19 protein-coding genes and 2 tRNA genes are annotated in these 17,818 nt (G+C 69.8%); 7 read left to right on the forward strand and 14 right to left on the reverse strand.

Annotated features, from left to right (window positions below):
• Positions 1-58: 58 nt before the first annotated feature.
• The 3 genes from pstC to pstB are packed head-to-tail and all read left to right on the forward strand — an operon-like array spanning position 59 to position 2,923.
• On the forward strand, positions 59-1,003 hold the full coding sequence (pstC, locus tag Q9R08_RS19890) for a phosphate ABC transporter permease subunit PstC (protein WP_308869929.1): 945 nt from the start codon (positions 59-61) through the stop codon (positions 1,001-1,003).
• Between the two features lies 1 nt (position 1,004).
• Positions 1,005-2,111, forward strand: coding sequence for a phosphate ABC transporter permease PstA (gene pstA, locus Q9R08_RS19895; protein WP_308869930.1), 1,107 nt, complete (start codon positions 1,005-1,007; stop codon positions 2,109-2,111).
• Positions 2,112-2,143: 32 nt separating this feature from the next.
• On the forward strand, positions 2,144-2,923 hold the full coding sequence (pstB, locus tag Q9R08_RS19900; protein ID WP_308869931.1) for a phosphate ABC transporter ATP-binding protein PstB: 780 nt from the start codon (positions 2,144-2,146) through the stop codon (positions 2,921-2,923).
• A gap of 55 nt (positions 2,924-2,978) precedes the next feature.
• Here the strand turns inward: pstB and Q9R08_RS19905 are convergent, their stop codons facing one another.
• The 7 genes from Q9R08_RS19905 to Q9R08_RS19935 form a co-directional block, all read right to left on the reverse strand.
• Complete coding sequence (locus Q9R08_RS19905; protein ID WP_308869932.1) at positions 2,979-3,866, reverse strand: aminodeoxychorismate lyase; 888 nt, start codon at positions 3,864-3,866, stop codon at positions 2,979-2,981.
• Positions 3,867-4,129: 263 nt separating this feature from the next.
• A complete protein-coding gene (locus tag Q9R08_RS19910) occupies positions 4,130-4,768 on the reverse strand; it encodes a DNA-directed RNA polymerase subunit beta (protein WP_308869934.1) in 639 nt (212 codons plus the stop codon).
• 79 nt (positions 4,769-4,847) lie between these two features.
• Entirely contained in the window at positions 4,848-5,255 is a 408-nt protein-coding gene (locus Q9R08_RS19915; protein ID WP_308869935.1) for a VOC family protein, read from the reverse strand.
• A 93-nt stretch (positions 5,256-5,348) separates the two neighbouring features.
• Positions 5,349-5,756: a helix-turn-helix domain-containing protein gene (locus Q9R08_RS19920; RefSeq protein ID WP_308869936.1), complete on the reverse strand. Its 408-nt coding sequence runs from the start codon at positions 5,754-5,756 to the stop codon at positions 5,349-5,351.
• A 48-nt stretch (positions 5,757-5,804) separates the two neighbouring features.
• The gene (locus Q9R08_RS19925) at positions 5,805-6,614 is read right to left on the reverse strand and encodes an anti-sigma factor (protein ID WP_308869993.1); all 810 of its coding nucleotides are present in this window, start codon (positions 6,612-6,614) and stop codon (positions 5,805-5,807) included.
• On the reverse strand, positions 6,614-7,216 hold the full coding sequence (sigK, locus tag Q9R08_RS19930; protein ID WP_308869938.1) for an ECF RNA polymerase sigma factor SigK: 603 nt from the start codon (positions 7,214-7,216) through the stop codon (positions 6,614-6,616). The genes Q9R08_RS19925 and sigK overlap by 1 nt, the downstream gene beginning before the upstream one ends.
• 37 nt (positions 7,217-7,253) lie before the next feature.
• A complete protein-coding gene (locus Q9R08_RS19935) occupies positions 7,254-8,984 on the reverse strand; it encodes a cytochrome c biogenesis protein DipZ (RefSeq protein ID WP_308869940.1) in 1,731 nt (576 codons plus the stop codon).
• 211 nt (positions 8,985-9,195) lie between these two features.
• On the opposite strand from Q9R08_RS19935, the gene Q9R08_RS19940 reads away from it, so the two are divergent.
• The 3 genes from Q9R08_RS19940 (at position 9,196) to Q9R08_RS19950 (ending at position 11,594) form a co-directional block, all read left to right on the forward strand.
• A complete protein-coding gene (locus tag Q9R08_RS19940) occupies positions 9,196-9,858 on the forward strand; it encodes a fasciclin domain-containing protein (protein ID WP_308869941.1) in 663 nt (220 codons plus the stop codon).
• A gap of 195 nt (positions 9,859-10,053) precedes the next feature.
• A complete protein-coding gene (locus Q9R08_RS19945) occupies positions 10,054-11,475 on the forward strand; it encodes a serine/threonine-protein kinase (protein WP_308869943.1) in 1,422 nt (473 codons plus the stop codon).
• Positions 11,476-11,521: 46 nt separating this feature from the next.
• Positions 11,522-11,594, forward strand: a tRNA-Lys gene (locus Q9R08_RS19950).
• A gap of 54 nt (positions 11,595-11,648) precedes the next feature.
• Here Q9R08_RS19950 and Q9R08_RS19955 read toward each other — a convergent pair.
• Genes Q9R08_RS19955 through Q9R08_RS19975 form a run of 5 tightly spaced genes read right to left on the reverse strand, consistent with a single transcriptional unit; the run spans position 11,649 to position 16,017 of the window.
• A complete protein-coding gene (locus Q9R08_RS19955; protein ID WP_308869945.1) occupies positions 11,649-11,954 on the reverse strand; it encodes a hypothetical protein in 306 nt (101 codons plus the stop codon).
• Positions 11,951-12,400 carry a GNAT family N-acetyltransferase gene (locus Q9R08_RS19960; protein ID WP_308869947.1) on the reverse strand — a complete coding sequence of 150 codons (450 nt, stop codon included), beginning with the start codon at positions 12,398-12,400 and terminating at the stop codon, positions 11,951-11,953. The genes Q9R08_RS19955 and Q9R08_RS19960 overlap by 4 nt, the downstream gene beginning before the upstream one ends.
• 29 nt (positions 12,401-12,429) lie before the next feature.
• On the reverse strand, positions 12,430-13,101 hold the full coding sequence (locus Q9R08_RS19965) for a DNA alkylation repair protein (protein WP_308869949.1): 672 nt from the start codon (positions 13,099-13,101) through the stop codon (positions 12,430-12,432).
• The gene (locus Q9R08_RS19970; RefSeq protein WP_308869951.1) at positions 13,094-13,684 is read right to left on the reverse strand and encodes an isochorismatase family protein; all 591 of its coding nucleotides are present in this window, start codon (positions 13,682-13,684) and stop codon (positions 13,094-13,096) included. Before Q9R08_RS19970 ends, Q9R08_RS19965 begins: the two co-directional genes overlap by 8 nt.
• Complete coding sequence (locus tag Q9R08_RS19975) at positions 13,681-16,017, reverse strand: MMPL family transporter (protein WP_308869952.1); 2,337 nt, start codon at positions 16,015-16,017, stop codon at positions 13,681-13,683. The genes Q9R08_RS19970 and Q9R08_RS19975 overlap by 4 nt, the downstream gene beginning before the upstream one ends.
• An 89-nt stretch (positions 16,018-16,106) precedes the next feature.
• Here Q9R08_RS19975 and Q9R08_RS19980 point away from each other — a divergent pair, with 89 nt between their 5' ends.
• A complete protein-coding gene (locus tag Q9R08_RS19980) occupies positions 16,107-17,060 on the forward strand; it encodes an EamA family transporter (protein ID WP_308869954.1) in 954 nt (317 codons plus the stop codon).
• A gap of 6 nt (positions 17,061-17,066) precedes the next feature.
• Here the strand turns inward: Q9R08_RS19980 and Q9R08_RS19985 are convergent, their stop codons facing one another.
• A complete protein-coding gene (locus Q9R08_RS19985) occupies positions 17,067-17,462 on the reverse strand; it encodes a hypothetical protein (protein WP_308869955.1) in 396 nt (131 codons plus the stop codon).
• 59 nt (positions 17,463-17,521) lie between these two features.
• Positions 17,522-17,594 (reverse strand) — tRNA-Thr (locus tag Q9R08_RS19990).
• Positions 17,595-17,818: the final 224 nt, after the last annotated feature.

Genomic DNA, 17,818 nt, shown 5'->3' on the forward strand with positions numbered 1-17,818 from the left:
CGGTCGTCACGATCGGGCCGGGTATCACCCTGAGAGATCCCGAATCCAGAAGGACACCATGACCACGACGACCGCCCCCGCGCCGGGCAAGGTCAAGCAGCGGCCGGGCGACCGCTGGTTCTCGGGAACCGCGCTCGGCGCCGGCGTGATGATCCTCGTCACGCTGGCCGCCGTCGCCATCTTCCTCCTCATCCAGTCCGTCCCCGGTCTCACCGCCACGTCGGCCACCGCCAGCATCCTGTCGGGGAACTTCTGGGAGTACGTCTGGCCGCTCGCCTTCGGCACGGTATGGGCGTCCTTCCTGGCCCTGCTGATGGCGGTGCCTCTGGCTGTCTCGGTCGCCCTCTTCATCTCGCACTACGCACCGCGTCGGCTGGCCCAGGGGCTCGGCTACATCGTCGACCTGCTCGCCGCCGTTCCGTCGGTGGTCTTCGGCCTGTGGGGCATCCTCGTGCTCGCCCCCGCCGTTCAGCCGATCTACGCATGGCTCAACGCCAACATGGGATGGTTCCCGCTCTTCTCGGGCACCGTCTCCAGCACCGGCCGCACCATCTTCACCGCCGCGATCGTCCTCGCGGTGATGGTCGTCCCGATCATCACCGCCATCTGCCGCGAGATCTTCCTGCAGACCCCGGTGCTCCACGAGGAGGCCGCGCTCGCGCTCGGCGCCACGCGCTGGGAGATGATCAAGATGGCCGTCTTCCCGTTCGGCCGCAGCGGCATCGTCTCGGCCTCGATGCTGGGCCTCGGACGCGCACTCGGCGAGACGATGGCGGTCGCCATGGTGCTCTCAGTCGCGAACATGGTGACCTTCCAGCTGTTCACGGCCGAGAACCCCGGCACGATCCCCGCGAACATCGCCCTGACCTTCCCCGAGGCGTACGGCGTCAACATCAACGTCCTCATCGCCACCGGCCTCATCCTCTTCATCGTCACCTTCGCGGTCAACGCCATCGCCCGATGGATCGTCAGCCGCCGCAAGGAATTCTCGGGAGCGAACTGACATGACCGTGACGACCGCTCCTCCCCGGGCTCCGCAGTCGGCGCCCGTGCGCGAGACCCCGCGGCTGACCAGCGGCCACCTCCCCTTCTGGGCGCCGTGGGCCATCCTCGTCGGCAGCCTCGTCATCAGCGGCATCCTCTTCGCGATCGTCGCGATGGGCTCCGGGGACGGCTTCAACGTCGCCGGCTGGGCGGTCGTGGCGGCGCTGGTGTACCTCGCGCTGATCACGACGATCTCGTCCCTCGTCGAGGGTCGCCGCAAGGGCATGGACCGCCTGGTGACCGGCGTCGTGACCATCGCGTTCCTCATCGCCATGGTCCCGCTGGTCTCGGTGGCGATCACGGTCGTCGTCAACGGCGTCGCCGGCATCTCGGCCGAGTTCTTCTCCTCCTCGATGCGCAACGTCGTGGGCGAAGGCGGCGGCGCGCTCCACGCGATCGTCGGCACCGTCCTCATCACACTCGCAGCCGCGGTGATCTCGATCCCGATCGGCATCTTCACCGCCATCTACCTTGTCGAGTACGGCCGCGGCGGACGCCTGAGCCGCGGCATCACATTCCTCGTCGACGTCATGACCGGCATCCCGTCGATCGTCGCCGGTCTGTTCGCCTACGCTCTGTTCGCCCTGTTCCTCGGTCCCGGCATCCGGATGGGCATCATGGGCTCGGTCGCGCTCTCGGTGCTGATGATCCCGGTCGTCGTGCGTTCGACGGAGGAGATGCTGCGCCTCGTGCCGAACGAGCTCCGGGAGGCGTCGTACGCGCTCGGCGTGCCCAAGTGGCGCACGATCGCGAAGATCGTCCTGCCGACCTCGCTCGCCGGCATCACCACGGGCGTCATGCTCTCGATCTCCCGCGTGATCGGAGAGACGGCTCCGCTGCTGCTGACGGCGGGCGTCGCGACCTCGATGAACTACAACCTCTTCCAGGGCCGCATGATGACCCTGCCGGTCATGGCCTACTCGCAGTACATGAACCAGGGCATTCCAGCCCAGGCCTACATCGACCGCGCCTGGGCCTGCGCCCTGGTCCTCATCGTCATCGTGATGCTCCTCAACCTCATCGCGCGCCTCGTCGCGAAGGTGTTCTCCCCCAAGCTCGGCCGCTGAGCAGCCTCCACCCGAAAGCACTGACAGGAACCATGTCCAAGAGCATCGAAGTCAACGACCTCAACGTCTTCTACGGCGACTTCAAGGCCGTCGAAGGCGTCTCGCTCGGCATCGAGCCGCGCAGCGTCACCGCCTTCATCGGCCCGTCGGGCTGCGGCAAGTCGACGTTCCTGCGCACGCTCAACCGCATGCACGAAGTGATCCCCGGCGCGCGCGTCGAGGGCGAGGTGCTGCTCGACGGAAACAACCTCTACGGCGCCAACGTCGACCCGGTGCTCGTGCGCCGCCAGGTCGGCATGGTGTTCCAGCGCCCCAACCCGTTCCCCACGATGTCGATCAAGGAGAACGTGCTGGCGGGCGTCAAGCTCAACAACAAGAAGATGTCGAAGTCCGACTCGGATGCCCTCGTCGAGAAGTCGCTCCGCGGCGCGAACCTGTGGAACGAGGTCAAGGACCGCCTCGACAAGCCCGGATCGGGTCTGTCGGGCGGCCAGCAGCAGCGCCTCTGCATCGCCCGCGCCATCGCCGTCTCGCCCGAGGTGATCCTCATGGACGAGCCCTGCTCCGCCCTCGACCCGATCTCGACCTACGCGATCGAGGAGTTGATCGGCGAGCTCAAGAACGACTACACGGTCGTCATCGTGACGCACAACATGCAGCAGGCGTCACGCGTCAGCGACAAGACCGCCTTCTTCAACATCGCGGGCACGGGAAAGCCCGGCAAGCTCATCGAGTACAACGACACGCGGTCGATCTTCACGACTCCGTCGGTGCAGGCGACCGAGGACTACGTCTCGGGTCGATTCGGCTGATCCGCAGGATCGCTGCACGAAGCCCTCGCCGATCGGCGGGGGCTTCGTCGTCGGGTCAGTCGCGCGGGCTGAGCAGATAGCGGTTGAAGGATGCCGTGAGCTCTGCGTCCACCGGCATCACAGAGCCGTCGATCGCGGTGATGGGCGCCGCCAGACGCACGCTCGACACCAGCCACGCGGCATCCGCGTCCGTCAGAGCGCTCGTCGGCAGTGTGGCGTAGCCGGTGTCGTGGCCCTCCTCCTCGAGGTGGGCGAAGAGGCTCAGCTGGGTCGTGCCGTGGAGGATGCCGCCGTTCGGCGCGGGCGTGACGAAGCGGCCGTCGATGCGCAGGATGAGCGAGGCGGTGGGCGCCTCGAGCACGAAGCCGTCCGACGTGACGAAGACGGCGTCGTCGGCGCCACGGCGCTTCGCTTCGCGGATCGCGGCCATGTTGACCGCGTACGACAGGGTCTTGGCGCCGAGCAGCAGCCAGGGCGCCTTCGCAGGGGTGTCGATGCCGTAGCCGCGATCGAGCGTCACGACCCGGATGCCGTGCTCGCGGACGGCGGTGTTGTCGGCGGCGGCTGCCACCGTCACCCACGCCGTCGGTGCGGGCCCGTGTTCGACTCCGCGGCTCAGGATGAGCTTGATGACGCCCTCCCCGTGGCGCGGCGCGTGCTGCGCGGCGGCGTCGACGGCCTGACGCCACTGCTCCAGGTGCGGGGCCGCCAGGTCGCAGATGCGCGCGGAGTGCGCGAGCCGCTCGAGGTGTGCCTGCGTCTCCTGCGCGTGGCCGTCCACGACGCCGATCGACTCGAAGATGCCGTCCCCGCGCTGCGTGCTCAGCTCGCCGACGCTCAGCGCCGGCGCCGACGGGTCGATGACCCGGAAGGTATCGGCGAAATCGGAGCGAGGATCGTCGGATGTCGCCGGGTCGATGACGAGCGCGAAGAGCAGTGCCATGCCCCCGAGCCTAAGCTCTCGGGAATGCCACGCCCCTCGTCTCGGTTACACTGGATCGGCCGGGCCGCAGTAACCCCGGGCTCCATCTTCTGCCGCTGCGAGCGGCCTCGCGCCGAGAGGCGTTCTGCGGCCCGGCACTCTTGTACCTGAGCGATGCGCGCGGCCGATCGAGCGGGAACGCCTCTGCCGCGCAGCGGAATCCGCACTGCGGCGTTCTGCGGCCCGGCACTTTCGTACCCACGCCCTGCGGCGGCCAGCGGATCTCAGGTCAGCGCATCACGGCGCCAGAGGGCGGCGCAGGCCGACAGGTCGGCGCCGTAGTCCGACAGGCGCAGAGCCCGAGTGGTGAACGCGGACGCGCGGTCGGGCTCGGTCGTCTCGTAGTCGTCGGCGAGATGCGTGGCACCCGATGCCTGCACGCGGCAGAAGGCCGCGGCGCGGTCGAGGGCCACGGCGAAGTCGCCCTCGAAGAGCCCGCGCAGGATGGTGTCGACCAGCGCGACGAGCTCGTCGGGACCGGCGGGCGACGGCGCGCCGGCCACGACGTCGTCGACGGAGGCGAGCTCGGCACGGCCGCGCTCGTACAGGAGCGCGGCCGTGCGCGGATCGTCGTGGATCATGAGCTGCACGAGGTACAGCCGCCATAGCGCGCCGGGCAGCGTCTTCGCGGGCGAACGCGACCACAGCTCGGCGAGGTCGTCGATGCCGTGCTCGTCGGTGAACGAGACGAGGCGGTCGACGACGCGGCCGTCCGGGTCGGCGCGGACCCTGGCGAGCAGGGCGTGCGCGGTGGTGTGCGCGACGCGCGAGACCTCAGCCGGGTCCTCGGCCGCGAACGCCCGGTCGAACACTTCGGCCGGACGCCGGACGGGCTTGTGGAACTCCCTGGACGAATCGCTCATTCCGTCCAGGCTACTCGCCGCCACGAGCACCTGCTCGCGCTGCATGGCGGCCGCCCAGGGCAGGCACATGACCCGGTTCTCAGACCTGGTTGATGCGGATGTGGTTGCCGGCGGGGTCGCGGAAGGCGCAGTCGCGCGGTCCCCAGCCCTGCTCCTTGGGTTCCTGGAGCACCTCTGCGCCGAAGGCACGCAGCTTCTCGAACGTCGCGTCGAGGTCGCTGGTCGTGAAGACGTAGGGTCCGGGACCGGACCCCTTCACGATCAGGCGCTGGAGCGCCTCGCCGTCGTCGGGCGAACGGCCCGCCGACGGATCGGACACCACGAGCGACAGGCCGGGCTGGCCGGGGAAGCCGAAGCTCACCCAGCGGTGACCGTCGTAGGCGACGTCGTTGACGACCTCGAGGCCGAGACCGTCGCGGTAGAAGGGGATGGCGGCGTCGACATCGTCGACGGTGATGGGGCTGTAGGCCAGCGCGATGTTCGTCATGTCTGCCACGCTACGATCCCGCACGAACGCGCGCTTCTCCGATCCTGCTCGGTTCACGAGCCGCGCACAGGCTCCCCACTGAACCGTTTCGCGTCACACGTACCGAGTCGGCCGCGTGAGGATCTTGGCGACGCACAGCGGCATGGCCTCGGCGGCGTTGTGCGGCCGCGAGCGGTACGAGCTCGGGGTCTCCCCCACGATCTCCGAGAACGTCGAGCTGAAAGAGCCGAGCGATGTCGCACCGACGGCGGTGCAGGCATCCGTCACCGAGACCCCCTCGCGGAGCAGGGCCATGGCGCGCTCGATCCGCCGCGTCATGAGGTACGCGTACGGGGTCTCGCCGTAGGCGGCCTTGAACTCGCGGGAGAAATGCGCGGGCGACATCAGGGCCTTGGTCGCCATCGTCGGCACGTCGAGGGGCTGGGCGTAATCGCGGTCGATGAGGTCGCGCGCGCGGCGCAGGTGCGCGAGGGTCTGGGTCGTCTGCGGAGCGGAAACCACGGACTTCACGCTACCGGGATGACGCCTGCCCGCGACCCCGATCCCGGCTCAGGCCGTCGGGATGGCCACGATCGGATCCGTCGACGGCTCGCCGGTGGGCGACCCGCCCTGCGGCTCGATCGTCACCGCGATGACGTCGCCCGGCTGCATCGCGCCGTCGAGCAATGCCGTCGCCTCACCGTCGGCGGAGTCGAATGTGCCCGCCGAGACAGGACCCCCGTCGCGCACGAACCACAGCTCGAAGCTCTCGTCGTCGGCGATCTGCGGGAGGCCCTGTGAGACCAGCACGACCTTGCCGAGGGATTCCGACCAGTGCGCCGTCGCGGTGCCTCCGTCGGTCACCTCGACCGTGGCCGACTGCGCGTCGGGGGCATCCTCGATCTGCTGAAGCGCGACGACCTCGGCCGGCCGGTTCAGATAGTCGTTGATCGTGGCTGCGCCGAGCCCGAGGGCGACGAGCAGCACCAGCGATGCGGCGAGCGCGACGATGCCACGGGTCCAGCGGCGCCGGGAGACGGCCTGGATGACCGCGGTGGGCGGCGGCGGCTCTGGGGCCGGCCGATCGCTGCTCTCGGACCACGCGGCGCCCGGTTCGGCGACCGCGGCGGCCGAGGCGGGCATGGCCGGCAGCTGGGGGGTCGCGGTGATCTGGGACAGCAGCGTCGAGCGCAGCGTCAGTGGGGGCACGGCATCGGCGACGGCGTCGGCGAGCGCGGCGGCGGTCGCGGCATCCGCGTCCACCAGCTCCTCCCACTCGGGGTGCCGGCGGCGGGCTGCCTCGAACGCTTCGCGGTCGGCGGGCGACAGCGCGTTCAGCGCAGCGCCTGCGGCGAGCTCGGCGAACTCCTCCTCGTTCATCACGCGGTCACCCCCATCTCTGCTCTCAGGCGGGACAGGCCGTCCCGCATCCTCGTCTTGATCGTCCCCAGCGGCGCTCCCACCAGTGCCGCGATCTCGCTCTGACTGTAACCCCCGTAATACGCGAGGGTCAGCGCTTCCTTCTGGGCGTCCGGCAGCGCCGACAGCGCGGTCGCCACCCTCTCCCCCTCGATGCGCAGCTCGACCTGATCCGCCACCTCGTCATGGGCTACTCCGAGGTCTCGGAATCCCGCCCGCACGTCGCGATCCGTGCTCGACTGCGAGGCCCGCACACGGTCCACAGCCCGGCGGTGAGCGATCGTGAGCACCCACGATCTTCCCTGACCTCTGTTCGGAGCGAACCGCGATGCGGATTGCCACACCTCGAGGAACACCTCCTGCAGCACCTCTTCGCTCTGCGCCCGGTCGACGAGCACGCGCAGGATCAGCCCGAAGACGCGAGGCGAGAGCAGATCGTAGACGCGCGCGAAGGCCGCCTGGTCGCCGGCCGCGACCTGCAGCAGCAGCTCTCCGATGCGGTCGACCGGCTCCGTGCCGTCCTCCGGCACGTCGATCCCGTCGATCACCATGTCCACCAGCATGCCCTACGTCACCTCCCCGCGACTTCTCGCACCCGTGTCAGCCGAACGTGAACGAGTAGACCTCGACGCCCGGCGAGACGACCACGTCGAGCACGTGAGCCGCCGCATCGTTCGTCTCCGCCGCGGCGTACGAGCGCGGCGTTCCGGATACGGCCAGCGTCTGCTCACGGCCGTCGTCGAGGCGGACGCGCACCTCGCCCTCGCCGGCGAGCACCATGCGCACGTGCTCGGCATGGAACTGCAGACGGATGCCGCCGCCCGCCGCCCCCGAAGGCGTGGCGAACTGCGTCTCCACCCGCCACGCACCGTCCAAGGCGAACGAATCCCCCGGCTGCTCGTCGGGGACCCGGTACTCGCCCTCGCCCGCCCGGTACGCGGGCTCACCTCCGTAATTCACGTCCTTCGCCGACCCCAGGAACGTCTCGCGTGTGCGGGTGCCTGCATCCGGAGTGTCGTCGGCGACCTCGGTCGGATCGGGCAGCGTCACGCCGGGCTCGGCATCCTGCAGCAGCTCGCGGATGAGCATCTCGGTCGCGGCGTAGTTGCCCTCGCCGAAGGCGATGTGGCGGACCGTCCCGTCGGCGTCGATCAGATAGTGCGCGGGCCAGTAGCGGTTCCGGTAGTTCGTCCAGGTCGACAGGCTGTTGTCCAGGGCCACCGGGTACGTGATGCCGAAGTCGCGCGCGCCTGCAGCCACGTTGGCGGCGTCCTTCTCGAACGCGTACTCGGGCGAGTGGATGCCGATCACCCGCAGCCCCGCATCGCGGTACGCGTCGTCCCAGGCGACGACGTGCGGGATGCTGCGCTGGCAGTTGATGCACGAGTACGCCCAGAAGTCGATCAGCACAACCTCCCCGCGAAGATCCGCGAGGTCGACAGGCGCTCCGGCGGGCGTGTTCAGCCACTCGTCGATTCCTCGGATGCTCGGCGCCGCACCGCAGGACTCGAGCTCCGCCGCACCGTTGGTGCACTTGTCGAGATCCCGGTTCTCGTCGGTGACGAGGCCGCCGAGGTCGAGTGCCCGTCGCGCGTCGGGGTTGTCGGTGAGCTGACGCTGGACGCCGGCGGTGTAGTCGGGCACGAGCCGCTGCAGCAGCTGCGGCACATCGAACACCAGGCCGACGGCGAGCGCGAGCATCGCCACCCCGGCAGCGATCCGCAGGCCGCGCTCGTGCGTGCGGAACGCGCGGATGCGCTCCACGAGCCCGCGGCCTGCGAGGGCGAAGAAGAGCAGCGGGATGCAGACTCCGACAGTGAAGGACAGCGTCAGGACCACGGTGCCGAAGTCGATGCGGCCGGTCGAACCGGCGACGATGATGGCCGCCAGTACGGGTCCGGCGCAGGGTACGAACACAGTGCCGAGCGCCAGCCCGACGCCGTAGCCGCTCCCGCCGTTCTGCACCTCCGAGCGGCGGGCAAGCCTCTGGAACGGCTTCTCGAGCAGCCGCTCGAACCGCGGCACGAGAAGCCCGACCCCGATCAGGACGAGCACCGCGATGCCCGCCCACCGCAGGACGTCCTGCGGGAGTCCGAGCGCTCCGAGCAGGAGCGAGCCCAGGAGGGTCACCAGAGTGAAGCTCGTGACCAGACCCGCGATCACGAGGTACGGCCGCCACCGCGATGCGGGAGCAGGTACGTCGGCGGCGTCGGACGAGAACCGGGCGGACTGCGCGCCCCCGGTCAGGAAGATGACCGGCAGCACCGGCAGTATGCACGGCGAGATCCCCGTGATGAGTCCGCCGAGCAGACCGATGATGACGAGCTCCATGCGTCCCCCTAGGTGTCACGGGTTGTTCGCTCCGGAGCTCCATTCGGATTGGTCGGCCGCACGGGATGCGGGCGTGCTCGCGATCGGCATCCGATTCTTCCAATCCATTCGGGCGAGCCCTCCGAACAGTCCGTGTAGCCGCTCCTGCGGCACGCTCCCCGCACCGGGGGCCACCAGACCGCGGTCGCACGACCGCATGGAGGAGGAAGACATGTCTCGCATCACCAGGAAGCGTCTGTCGGCCGGGCTCGCTCTCGCCGTCGCCGCGACCTTCGCGCTGTCCGCCTGTTCGATGGGCGGCTCGGCTGCCGAACCGTCGACCGAACCGTCGGCACCCGCCATGGAGTCGAGCGAGGAGCCGATGGCGGCCGACCCCGCCGCAGACCTCGTCGGTCCGGGCTGCGCCGCCTATGCCGAGGCCGTCCCGGACGGCGCCGGCTCGATCGAGGGAATGTCCGCCGACCCCGTGGCGGTGGCGGCATCCAACAATCCGATGCTGACGACCCTCACCGCTGCCGTGAGCGGCCAGTTGAACCCCGAGGTCGACCTCGTCGACACTCTCAACGGTGACGAGTTCACGGTCTTCGCGCCGGTCGACGACGCGTTCGCGGCGATCGACCCCACCACGATCGAAGCGCTCAAGACCGACACCGCGACGCTGACGTCGATCCTCACCTACCACGTGGTGCCGGGCCGCATCGAGCCCGCCGACATCGCCGGCATGCACACCACCGTGCAGGGCGCCGACGTCGAGGTCACCGGAGGCGGCGACGCCTGGATGGTCAACGACGCGAACGTGATCTGCGGCGGCGTGCAGACGGCCAACGCCACCGTGTATCTGATCGACTCGGTCCTGATGCCTCCGGCACAGTGACCGACGCCGGCCTCGGCCGGCACCAAGGGGGGCGGCGAGGCCGCCGGCGTCTGCGAGGTGACGCCGGCGGCCTTGTCGCCCCTTGCACGCGGTCGCTGCGGAGTCAAGGGTGTGGGCCTGATCAGGCTCGCTGTCTAACGTGATGCTGGGCCTGGGGTTGCGCCGGAGGGGTGCGGACACCAGGTGGGAGGAGACGTGACATACCTGCGCGAGTCGGCGGAGTTGTCCACCGGCGAGATCTTGGACGATCGCTACGTCCTGCATGAGCGGATCGGCGAAGGTGGGATGGCGCGCGTATATCGCGCCGAAGACACCCACCTCCAGCGCTCGGTGGCGGTCAAGATCTTCCGCGAGCCCACCGACGGCATCGACTCGGTGGAGCGTGCGCTGTCGGAGACGACCCTTCTCGCCTCTCTGAGTCACCATTCCCTCGTCACCGTGTTCGATGCCCGCGTGGGCACCGGTGAGCCCAACTACCTGGTCATGGAGCACGTCGACGGCATCACCCTGCGCGATCTCATCGCCCGCGGGCCCGTCGACCCGAAGATCGTCGCATCGATCGCCATCGACATCGCCGAGGGCCTGCACGTCGCGCACGAGCACGGGGTCGTGCATCGCGACATAAAGCCTTCGAACGTGCTCCTGTGGGCATCTCCTCGGCCGGGATGGGAGTGGCGAGCCAAGCTCGCGGACTTCGGCATCGCGTACTTGATGGACTCGGCCCGAGTGACGACACCAGGAGTGATCGTCGGCACGATGGCGTACGTCGCTCCGGAGCAGGCGCGAGGCGTGCCGCCGGCGCCGGCCGCCGACATCTATGCGTTCGGTCTCCTGCTGATCGAGGCGCTGACCGGCGAACGCCCGTTCGGCGACGCGGAGGGCATCGGCACTGTTGTGGCACGGCTGTCGGCGGCGCCCGAGATCCCGGAGTCGCTGCACCCGTCGTGGCAGGGCCTGCTGCGCGGCATGACAGCGATCCGGCCCGATGACCGACCCACCGCGCTCGAGGTCGTGACGGCGGCCTCCCGTTTGGCAGCGATGGAGAACAGTATCGCCCGTGAGAGAGCCGACCCCTCGACGGCGCCTTTCGCGGCGCCGACAACCGCCCCTACCCAGGTCTTTCCCGGGGCGGCGCTCGTGCCGGGCCCTCAGGGCGCGGTCGAGCGCGGAATGCTCCGCCGCGATGCGCGCGCGGCCGCGCTGACGTCGGAAGCTTCGGCCGGCACGGATGAGGCGGAAGAGGTCCTCCCCGTTGTGCCGGACGAGCAGCGGCGGCCGTCGCGCCGTGCGCTGGTGATCGGTGTGGTCGCCGCGGCACTCCTGGCGGTCGGACTCGCGCTCGGCACGGTGCTGCTGGCGAACAGCTGGTCTGCAGAAGCGGACCCCGCATCCACCCCGCCCGCGGAGGAACAGGCTCCGCCGGTTCCCACGGAGGAGGCCCCGGTCGAGGAAGCGCCGGCGAGCGTGCCCGCCGAGCAGCTCCCGGCCGACGAGGTGCCGCCGGCGGACACCGGCGGCGGAGGCGACGTCAACGACAACCGGGGCCCGGGGAACAACAACGGCAATGGCAACGGCAGCGGTAACAGCGGGCGTGGCAACGGGAATGGGAAGGGCTGAGCCCGCGAACGGAACCACGCCTGTCGGCAAGTAGGCTGGTATCCGAGGGCCTCTAGCTCAGTCGGTAGAGCATCGGACTTTTAATCCGCGGGTCGTGGGTTCGAGCCCCACGGGGCCCACTCACAGTGTCGAAGTGCAGTCCTGCGGCTGTGTTATCTGTCGCCAGCCTCTTCTCAGCGGGCGATGGCGGCGGCGATGAGCCAGACCACGGCACTCAGCACGAGTGCGATGAGCGGGTACCAGAACGCGGTGTGCTTGCGCGAGAGTGCGACGATCCCCGCGACCGCGCCGAGGACCGCGAGTGCCAGCGGCAGATAGCCGCCGAGCACGATGGCGAGCGTGTTGTCGTAGGTGCCGATGGCCCAGAGCAGCGAGACGAAGAAGAGCATCACGGCCGCGCCCACCGAGAAGCCGATGAGCAGCAGCGTGGCGATGAGGTCCCCCGTACGGCGCTCGGCGGCAGCCGCGCCGGCGGTCATGAGTCGAACCCGATCTCGTAGTGGACGAACCCCGTGCCGGTGGCCACGCGGTCATAGAGCGTTCGGGCGGTGGTGTTGGTCTCATGCGTGAGCCAGTACACCTTCGCCGCGCCGTACTCGCGCGCCCACCCCGTGACGTGGGCGATGAGTGCGCGACCCGCGCCGGTCCCCCGGGTGTCCGGAGCGACGAACAGATCCTCGAGGTAGCAGTACGGGAGGGCCGACCAGGTGGCGGCGTGCGTCAGCCAGTGCACGAAGCCGATCGCGTTCCCGGCATCGTCGGTCGCGAGCGCACCGTGGATCGGGAACTGCGGGTCCAGGATCCGATGCCAAGTCAGCGCGGTCTGCTCGTCGGAGAGCTCGGCCTCGTAGAACGTCAGGTAGCCGCGCCACAGCGGCAGCCAGGCGTCGTGGTCGGCGGGGGCGAGGGGACGAATCGCGGTCACGAGACCCGAGGCTAGCGGGTAGCCGGCGCTCAGGTGAGCGCGGTGAGCGCGGTTCGCCGCGCGTGGGTACTGAGATCCGCTCCCCGACGGCCGAGGAACTCCTCGAGCCGGCCGCGATCGACCCGTCCGATCTCGCGCAGCGCCACCCCCACGTTCGTCTGCACCAGGTGCTCGGGATCGGCCGCGAGCAACTCGCAGAGTGCCAGCGGGTCGTCGAGGTCGCCGGAGCGGATGATCCAGAACGCCGCCGTGATCGCCGTACGACGCCGCAGCCAGTCATCGGAGCGCGCGAGGTCGAACAGCACGTCCCGCGGCCGGTCGAGCAGGTACCCGCCCAGCACGCGGGGAGCGGCGCGGTCGATGAAATCCCACGTGTCGATGCGGTCCATACGCCGCATCCAGAGCTCGTACAGGGCAGCACGGTCGGCGTCCTTCGTGCGCGCCCGGAAGTCGAGGATGGCCACGGCCACCATCCGCATCTCATAGGCGTCCGCGTCGAGGAGCCGGTCGACCTCGGGCAGTGGCATCCGTGCATTCGTCTTCGCGATGTCGAAAACCGCGCCCATGCGCACGCCGATCACCTCGGTGCGATCATCGGTCATGCGCTGCTGGATCTTGGCCCGTTCGTCGGCGGATGCCGCGGCCTCGAGCGCCGTGCGCACACCCTCTGCCGTCGGCGACACGTCGGCGGGCTCAGTCACCGCCGGAGAGACCGGAGTGGCTCAGTTCCGCCCCGGCGTGCGCGAGCTCGGCCAGTGCGGCGTCGCTCGATTCCGTCGCGACACCGGCGACGAGGTCGGTGAGGATCCGCACATGCCGGCCGTGCTCGATGGCGTCGAGGGCGGAGGCGCGCACACAGTAGTCCGTCGCAATGCCCGCGACGTCGACGTCCACGACCCCGTGCTCTTCGAGCAGGTGCGCCACGGTAGCACCGTCGTCTGTGGTCCCCTCGAACAACGAGTAGGCCGGCGCCCCCTGCCCCTTCTTGACGTGATGCGTCACCGCGGAGGTGTCGAGGCCGGGGTCGTACTCCGCGCCCTCGGTGCCGACCACGCAGTGGACGGGCCAGGTCTCGACGAAGTCGGGCTCGGAGCTGAAGTGCCCGCCGTTGTCGCCCTCAGCGTGATGCCAGTCGCGCGAGGCGACGATCACGGCGTACTCCTCGGCGTGCGTGACCAGGTACTCCGTGATGCGCTGCGCGACGGCATCCCCGCCCTCCACGCCGAGCGCACCGCCCTCGGTGAAGTCGTTCTGGACGTCCACGATGAACAGCGCTTTGCTCATGATTCGAGCGTACGCCTGTACTCCTCGCGAGTGAGAGGGTGTCCGTCGTCCGCGACGAGCTCGGCCTCCGTCTCCGCGAGCAGCGGCTGGTCGGCCGGCGCGGCGAGTGCGCTCTCGGCAGCGCCAGGACCGTGACCGGTCGATGCGGTGCCGTCGCGCCGCGCCAGCTTCGACGGCCACCAGATCGCCCGGCCGATGTCGTAGGACAGCGCCGGCACGAGCAGCGACCGCACGACGAAGGTGTCGAGCAGCACGCCGAAGGCCACGATGAAGGCGAGCTGCGCCAGGAAGAGGATCGGGATGACGCCGAGTGCCGCGAAGGTCGCCGCCAGCACGAGACCCGCCGAGGTGATGACGCCGCCGGTCGCGACCAGGCCCCGCAGGATGCCTGGCCTGGTGCCGTGCGCGAGCGACTCTTCGCGCACGCGCGACATCAGGAAGATGTTGTAGTCCACGCCGAGCGCCACCAGGAAGACGAACCCGTACAGCGGCACTGCGGGGTCGGCGCCGGGGAACCCGAACACCTCGTTGAACACGAGCGCGCTCACGCCGAGCGCCGTCGCGAACGACAGGATCACCGTCGCGATCAGCAGCACCGGCGCCAGGATGGACCGCAGCAGCAGCATGAGGATCAGCAGGATCACCAGCAGGATGACCGGGATGATGACGGTCCGGTCGCGCGTCGACGTGTCGTTGGTGTCGATGTCGGTCGCCGTCTCGCCGCCGACGACCGCGGTCCCCGCGCCGAGCATGTCGTCGAGGTCGGCGCGGAGCTGGCGGACCGTGTCCTCAGCCGCGACCGAGTCGGCGGCATCCGTCAGCGTCCCGATGACGAGGACGTCGCCGTCGGCGACGGTCGCCTCAGGAGCAGGCGTGCCGGGCGGGCCGACCGCCGTGAGCACCGCTTCGCCGTCTTGGACCTCGACGGCGGCCTGCCCGGTCGGCGAATCCTCCGAGGAGACGGCCACGGATTCGATGCCCTCCGACGCCTCGAGCACCTCGACCGTGTCGGCAAGGTCCTCTTCGGGCACGATCACGTAGGCCGGCGATCCCGACCCCGCCGGGAAGTGCTCGGCGAGCACTTCCTGCCCATCTCGCGCCTCGGACGATCCGAGCACGAGGTCGCTCGTCGGCACCCCGTCCGCCTTGAGCTGTGTGATCCCGATCGCGCCGGCGAGCAGGACGATGGTGCACGCGATCCACACGACGCGCGCGTTTCGCGCCACGAACCGCGCCTGCCGCGGCCAGAGACCCTTGACGGGCTGCGTCAGGTCGTCGGGGATCATGGCCAGCGGCTGCTTGGGTATGAAGGGCCAGAAGGCGGCGCGACCGCAGAGGGCGAGCAGCGCCGGCAGGAACGTCAGCGCCGACAGCACGGAGAACGCGATGCCGATGGAGGCGATCGGCCCGAGGGCGCGGTTGGTCGCGAGATCCGAGAGCAGCAGGCACAGGAGGCCGGCGATCACCGTGCCGCCCGACGCGAGGATCGGCTCGAACGCCCCTCGCCAGGCCGAGAGCGTCGCATCCCACTTCGACGCACCGCTCGCGATGGATTCTCGGAAGCGCGCGACGTAGAGCAGCGCGTAGTCGGTCGCGGCGCCGATGACGAGGATGAAGAGGATCCCCTGCACCTGCCCGTTGAGCACCACGATGCCGGCGTAGGCGAGCCACCACACGGTGAGGAGCGCCGCGCAGAGCGCGAACACCGACGTGAGGAGCACGAGGATCGGCAGCAGCGGCGAGCGGTAGACGATCACGAGGATCAGTAACACCGCGATCAGCGCCACGCCGAGAAGAAGTCCGTCGATGCCCAGGAAGCCCTCGACGAGGTCTGCGGTGAAGCCTGCCGGCCCGGTGACCCACGCCTCGAAGCCGTCCGGAAGCTCATCGGCCACGAGCGTCCGGATCGCGTCCACGGTCTCGCCCACCTCGCCGGAGGCATCTATCGGGACGAAGATCTGCACCGCCTCGCCGTCCTCCGACAGGATCGGCGGCGACACACCCTCCTGCACGCCCTCGATGCCGGCGATGTCGTCGGCGAGGGCCTGGACGTCGGCGACGTCCTCCTCGGACAGTTCGCCGTCGCCGGTGACGACCACGACGGCGGGGATGCTGTCCTCGCCGAGGAAGTCCGCCAGCCGCTCGTTGACCTGCGTGGCGTCGGCGCCCTCCGGCAGGAAGCTGGACCGGTCGTTGGTCGAGACCTCGTCGACCTTTCCGAAGTACGGCCCGCCGATGGATCCGGCCGCAAGCCAGATCAGCACGAGCAGGGCCGGGATGCCGATGCGCAGCCAACCGGAGGGACGGCGTTTCGCGTGGTGAGCCGAGGACATATCGCTAGCTTATCTAGCGAACTGCGTTTCGTGAAACGGAACCCGGATGCCGACCGACGGCGTCCGCACGCCTCCTATGCTGGGTCGCGATGCTCTCCGCCGCGCTCGCCCTCATCGGCGCCGTCGTCTACGGCTCCGCAGACTTCCTCGGCGGCCTGGCCGCGCGGCGGCTGCGCTCCATCGTGGTCACCGCCGTGGCGGCGCTGTCAGGACTGGTCGCGCTCGCGCTCGTGCAGCCGCTGGTCGGCGGAGTGTGGACGACTGCCGACGTCGCGTGGGGCGTCCTTGCCGGGATCGTCGGCGTCGCCGCGGTCGCGCTGCTGTACGCCTGCCTTGCGATCGGCCCGATGAGCATCGTGTCGCCGCTGACCGCGGTCGTCTCGGCGATCGCGCCGATGCTGTGGGGTCTGCTCGTCAAAGGCGATGCGCTGGCACCCATCGGCTACGCCGGGCTGGCGGTGGCCCTGGTCGCCGTCGTCCTCGTCGGCTTCATCCCGGGCGAGAAGATCGTTCGGCCGAACCCGCGCGGCCTCGCCATGGCGGTCGGCGCCGGCCTCGCGATCGGCGCATTCCTGATCATCGTCGACCAGACCTCCGCCGACAGCGGCCTCGTGCCCCTCGTGACCAGTCGCGCCACCAGCGGTGTCGTCACGGTCGGCGTGGTCGGGATCCTCGCACTCATGGCCAGGCGCCGCGGCGCGCCGGCGCGCTCCGTGCTCGTGGTCGCAGGTCCGCCGCTCGGGGCGATGCCGAGCGGGCACGCCGATCTCGAGCACGCGTCGGAGCCGGGCCGCATGACGACGACAGCGCGTCGGGCCTGGACGCTCGCCGTTCTCTGCGGGATCGCGGACGCCGCCGCCAACGCGCTCATGCTCCTCGCGCTGCGCACCGGCGACCTCGCGGTGGTCTCGGCGCTCACGGCGCTTTACCCCGCCGGCACGATCCTGCTGGCCGCGATCGTCCTGCGCGAGCGCGTGGCCGCGATCCAGTGGGTGGGCCTCGGTCTGGCCCTCGCCGCCGGAGGCATGCTCGCCCTCGCGTGAGCGGGGTCAGCCGCGCGCGAAGAGCATGACGAGCGACGTGACGAGCGCGACGACGCCGAGCGCGAGCATCCCGCCCGCGAGGAGGGCGACGGCCCGCACCGCCGGCGAGCCCTGCGTCAGCCGCATCCGATTGAGGGATCCGCGACGGACGAAGATGTCGGCCATGTCGGCATCGCCGATGTGGTGCTCCTGCTCGTGGGTGAGGTGCGCCTCCCCCACGCCCCCGTCCTCATCGAACCAGCGGACCAGACGGCCGTGGGCGGATGACTCGACGACGGCTCGCACCGGCACCCAGGTGCCGTCGAAGAGGTACATGATCAGCGCGATCCCGGCGAGCAGTGCGCCCACGCCGAACCCGATCCACGAAAAGATCTCGGCGAGGGCGTCGATCGCCTGGGACACCGCACCACCGTCCTTCACATACGGAAAACGGCCGCTGCCCGCGGCCGTTTCCGGTTCTGAGCCACCTAAGGGAATCGAACCCTTGACCTATTCATTACGAGTGAATCGCTCTGCCGACTGAGCTAAGGTGGCGCGCGTCGCTCGCGCGATGCACAAGCAACGATCTTACAGGGTCTCGCGAGTGCTCGCGAACACGAAGGGTCGCCGACGCTCCCGCTGTGTTCGGGCGGGTCGCCGCCCGCTCGGTGTCGACGTGTTACGGTCCGGTTCGAACGAGCGTCGCGCGCCACGTAGGTTCGAACGCGGTCCGCGACGAAGCGTGCGCGGTCCTCTGGATCGTGTGCGCGGTCACCCGC

The sequence above is a fragment of the Microbacterium psychrotolerans genome (assembly GCF_031085295.1).
GTDB classification, from domain to species: domain Bacteria; phylum Actinomycetota; class Actinomycetes; order Actinomycetales; family Microbacteriaceae; genus Microbacterium; species Microbacterium psychrotolerans.

Bases quoted from the DNA above. Each gene is read 5' to 3' on its own strand.
- pstC (WP_308869929.1), top strand. From the start codon at position 59: ATGACCACGACGACCGCCCCCGCGCCGGGCAAGGTCAAGCAGCGGCCG.
- pstA (WP_308869930.1), top strand. From the start codon at position 1,005: ATGACCGTGACGACCGCTCCTCCCCGGGCTCCGCAGTCGGCGCCCGTG.
- pstB (WP_308869931.1), top strand. From the start codon at position 2,144: ATGTCCAAGAGCATCGAAGTCAACGACCTCAACGTCTTCTACGGCGAC.
- Q9R08_RS19905 (WP_308869932.1), bottom strand. From the start codon at position 3,866: ATGGCACTGCTCTTCGCGCTCGTCATCGACCCGGCGACATCCGACGAT.
- Q9R08_RS19910 (WP_308869934.1), bottom strand. From the start codon at position 4,768: ATGAGCGATTCGTCCAGGGAGTTCCACAAGCCCGTCCGGCGTCCGGCC.
- Q9R08_RS19915 (WP_308869935.1), bottom strand. From the start codon at position 5,255: ATGACGAACATCGCGCTGGCCTACAGCCCCATCACCGTCGACGATGTC.
- Q9R08_RS19925 (WP_308869993.1), bottom strand. From the start codon at position 6,614: ATGAACGAGGAGGAGTTCGCCGAGCTCGCCGCAGGCGCTGCGCTGAAC.
- sigK (WP_308869938.1), bottom strand. From the start codon at position 7,216: ATGCTGGTGGACATGGTGATCGACGGGATCGACGTGCCGGAGGACGGC.
- Q9R08_RS19935 (WP_308869940.1), bottom strand. From the start codon at position 8,984: ATGGAGCTCGTCATCATCGGTCTGCTCGGCGGACTCATCACGGGGATC.
- Q9R08_RS19940 (WP_308869941.1), top strand. From the start codon at position 9,196: ATGTCTCGCATCACCAGGAAGCGTCTGTCGGCCGGGCTCGCTCTCGCC.
- Q9R08_RS19955 (WP_308869945.1), bottom strand. From the start codon at position 11,954: ATGACCGCCGGCGCGGCTGCCGCCGAGCGCCGTACGGGGGACCTCATC.
- Q9R08_RS19970 (WP_308869951.1), bottom strand. From the start codon at position 13,684: ATGAGCAAAGCGCTGTTCATCGTGGACGTCCAGAACGACTTCACCGAG.
- Q9R08_RS19975 (WP_308869952.1), bottom strand. From the start codon at position 16,017: ATGTCCTCGGCTCACCACGCGAAACGCCGTCCCTCCGGTTGGCTGCGC.
- Q9R08_RS19980 (WP_308869954.1), top strand. From the start codon at position 16,107: ATGCTCTCCGCCGCGCTCGCCCTCATCGGCGCCGTCGTCTACGGCTCC.